The organism is uncultured Polaribacter sp. (assembly GCF_947500975.1).
Lineage (GTDB): Bacteria > Bacteroidota > Bacteroidia > Flavobacteriales > Flavobacteriaceae > Polaribacter.
The window spans coordinates 1-3898 of record NZ_CANMUE010000027.1 but is presented as its reverse complement, the minus strand read 5'-3'; the positions used below and the strand labels follow the sequence as shown (position 1 = coordinate 3898).

Sequence of the window (3898 nt, the reverse complement as noted above, 5' to 3'; positions counted from 1 at the left end):
CAAACCCGAAGTTGTTTGATTTTTTTGCTTACCTTTAGCTAAACAAAACCGCAACTAAAACATAGCCTAAACCGTTGGCAGTAATTAAACTCACTCAAATCTGAATAAAATAATACGCAACCTTTTTAAATAAACATCATCTATAAATAAACTGGAATTATGAAAAATGGAATTTATAAAATATTGTTAATAGCAATATTATCTTTGACTTTTTCTTCTTGTAACAATGATGACGATAATAATGATAATCAAAGTCTGAATGGAGATTATAGCGGAACTTTTACGGTTGAATATTTAAACGGAGATACTTTCTCAAATCCTGTAACTGTAAGTTTCAACGAGGGAAATAATTACCAAAGTAGCGGAAATGACGATTACTTTCCTGCTGGAGGAAGTGGAACTTATGAAAAAAGCAATTCGACAATTGAATTTTATGATATTAATTATTGGACAGCAAATTTTGACTGGAATCTGATTTTAGGAGGCGAATACGAATACTCAATAAATGGAACTGAATTAGTTATTACAGCAAATAGAACTGAATTCGGAATATACAAATATGAACTAACGAAAGAATAATAACTACTGCCAACACCGTATATAATCCATTGCTAGTACTAGCCTACTTACGAAAATCCTCGCGGATTTTCTATTCGGTTTTTATTTGCTAAATTACGTGCTAATCCACGCAACAAACCATATACAAACACGTTGCCTACAATTATGAAAAACAGCATTCTGACAATAATATTTCTTTTATTTACTATGTCTATTTTTGGGCAAAACAGAATGTATGTAACAGCCGAAAGCGGATTAGTTGTTAGAGATAAACCATCTTTGAATTCAAATAAAATTTACCACCTTCCGAACAATACAATGACTTATGTTAAAGAAAAAACAGGAATCAATTTAGTCATTCTAGATGAAGGAAAAGAAGTAAAAGGAGAATGGATTAAAATATATGGATTTGATAATAAAGACACTAAAGGCTATGTTTTTGGAGGTTTTTTAACAACAGAAAAACCTGAAATTTGGTATTCTGGAAGACAAGCATATTATAAAACTTACGATTATGATAATCAACAAGAAGGGACATTTGAGTCAAGTAGTATATCTGAAAAATATTTGAATAGAGATTTACCAATTATTGAACCGAATATAAAAATCTTAAATCCAAAAGAATTCCCTTACTTTCTAAATCCACAAAACAGAAAAATTGTACTTTTCGAAAACCATAAACTGAATGATTTAAAACCAGTTGGAATTCTAAACAGTTTAACTCAAGTCAGAATAGATTCTACCTTTTACAAACTCAAATTTAAAGATTACACTAATTGTGTTTGGAATAGAATTAACATAAACGGAAAATATTATTATACAGATGTAGATATTCACGACTTTGCTTTATCAAAAGAATTAGTAAATCTAAATCAAAAAGTTGAAATTATTGGACAATATGATGGTTATGATGGAGCGTATCATTTAGCCTATCCAGAATATTTTTTTCTAATTTTTACAGACAATAAAAACAGAGTAATTCACAAAACAAAAGTTCTGGAATTCTATCTAAATGATGAATTTGCAATGGATGAAGATATATTGAAATTAAACTGGAATGAAAAAAATGAACATTATGAAATTACTTTAATCGGACATCAAGAAAAAATAAGAATTAACTGGAATGGAAAAAAGGCTGAAATAAAAAAACTGTAGGCAACACAGTATATAATTTATTGCTGGCTTCTTGCCTACTTACGAAAGTCCTCGCGGACTTTCTTGGTCGGTAATTATTTACTAAATTAATTGCTTGAAACACGCAACAAACCATATACAACAACGTTGTGTGTCATTTGAGAAAATCGTAAATGAAAAACATTATAGAAATAAAAGGAACTTCTCTAAATGAGGTTAAACAGGTTTTGGAGAATTGGATAAATTTATATTCTGATAATTTTTATTCAAAATTAAACTTTAAGATTTTCGAAAAAGGGATTGACAGACAAATAATAATAGCTGACAATCTTCTTGACAATGAACATTTTTTCTATTTGGTAAATTATCTCGAATATCCAGAGGGAATTGAATACAATGTGAAAATTAAAGGTTTCACTAAAGGTAAAAATATAGACAAAAGGTTAAACGATAAGGAGCTTATGGTTTACATATCAAAAAATGATGAGGAATTTGACAACGTTTATGTAGTAACTACCGAGAACAAACATTATAAAATTGATTTTGGAGGTAAAGTTGCCCAACAAACCGACAACAAATTTTATTCAACAGTTGATATAACTAATTTAAAAAATCCTTTAACTCTTTCAATAAAAGCAAATAACAAAAAGCTTAAAGAGGATAAATCAAAATTAAAGATTAGCAAACGATTTAAAATTATTTTTTATATTTCAACAATAGCGGTCTTGATTCATTTTTTTGTTCCCTATTTGACAGATAGTGTTGAAATAATTGAAAAATGGACTTTATTTACTGGAATGGGAATCGGACTTTGGTTTTTTATGGACTATGAAATGTTGAGAATAAATGACTTTTATATTAAAAGCCTTTTGGTTGCAGTTGGCTTCTTTTGTTATGGTTATTTATTCAGGTATTATTATCAGGAAAACATATCTGATTTAAATAGTGTAAGTTTTATTTATCCTTTATCGCTATTAATAGTTCAATATCCTATCAGGCAACTATATAAAGTAATTTTTAATAGAGAGCCTGAAGTGGATAAACACGGAAAATTTACTGATTTGATTTATACAATGATTTTGTTTTTCGCATTTGCATTGCTTCCGTTCATCATATTTGATTATTTAAAAAAATAAAAAACGCCACACAACAATGGCTATAATTAATACGGGTTTTGGTGTTTAATCCAAAGTTTAGTGTATTTTTATGAAGTCCGCCAAATCTTTTTGATTTGGCTTTAAAATGAAAAAATTAAAACAAAATTAAAAGTTTTGGCTAAGTGCTCAATCGAAAGGACAGTTTCTTTTAATTCCCGTACTAACCATAGCCGAGCCGTTGTGCGTCATTTGAGAAAAACCCGAAATGCTAAAGATATTTAAGAAAAATTTAAAATCTGAATACAAGGAAAGACTAATTAAAGCTTTCCCGAAAAAACTGCATTCGGACTTAAAGGAAGTTCTAAAAATCTTACCATTTGAAAATAATAAAGTGAAATTATGTGACGGAACAATTCATAAAGTTGACAATTTGATTCACGAAAATGAATTGAATTTAACATTTGAAAATGAAACTCTGACAATTCCATACAGACTTTACTTTGACGAGCCAAATCCTGAATTGGAAAAAACATTGACTGATAAACAAAAGGACATATTAAATTGTATTTATTTGCGACATCACAATGGATATTTAAGAGAAAAAAGACTGAATTTATTATCACAGAATTCGGAGAATTGGACAATTCCTTTCGTTATTCAATTAATTGGAGAATACATTTACGAATTACTACCAATTATTGACAAAAAAATAAATGAAGACACATTGGACTTTTACGCTGAATTTAGAGATGAAAACCCAAAATATTGGCAACAGACAGAAAGCAGAATGATAAGTTATTGGAATGTATATTACAGATATAAATTCCCGAAACTGAAAGAATACTTGGGATTTGAAATTATTAACCGAATAAAAAAACGAACGCACAACACCGTATAAAAATAATTGCGGTTTAGTGCTTAACCAAAGGTCGTTGCGTGTTTGTAACGTCTGATTTTCCTTCGGAAAATCCTCGCATACAAACCCACAACTATTCTTATACATAAACGTTGTACACCATTAAAAAAACGAAATCCTCTATTCAAGAACTTAACGCAACAAATCTAAATTAATAGATTTGTAATAATGATAAGAAAAAAGAATAGAAGAT

The 3898-nt window shown here is 28.9% G+C and carries 4 protein-coding genes; all 4 read left to right on the top strand.

Annotation, left to right across the window (positions count from 1 at the left end; translation table 11 throughout):
• Positions 1 to 159: 159 nt before the first annotated feature.
• The 4 genes from Q0733_RS12810 (at position 160) to Q0733_RS12795 (ending at position 3687) form a co-directional block, all read left to right on the top strand.
• Positions 160 to 579 carry a hypothetical protein gene (locus Q0733_RS12810; RefSeq protein ID WP_298782706.1) on the top strand — a complete coding sequence of 140 codons (420 nt, stop codon included), beginning with the start codon at positions 160 to 162 and terminating at the stop codon, positions 577 to 579.
• 144 nt (positions 580 to 723) lie between these two features.
• Entirely contained in the window at positions 724 to 1713 is a 990-nt protein-coding gene (locus tag Q0733_RS12805; RefSeq protein WP_298782704.1) for an SH3 domain-containing protein, read from the top strand.
• A 152-nt stretch (positions 1714 to 1865) separates the two neighbouring features.
• Positions 1866 to 2828 (top strand): hypothetical protein, encoded by a 963-nt coding sequence (locus tag Q0733_RS12800; protein ID WP_298782702.1) that lies wholly within the window; start codon positions 1866 to 1868, stop codon positions 2826 to 2828.
• 226 nt (positions 2829 to 3054) lie between these two features.
• Positions 3055 to 3687 (top strand): hypothetical protein, encoded by a 633-nt coding sequence (locus Q0733_RS12795; protein ID WP_298782700.1) that lies wholly within the window; start codon positions 3055 to 3057, stop codon positions 3685 to 3687.
• The last annotated feature ends 211 nt before the right edge of the window (positions 3688 to 3898 follow it).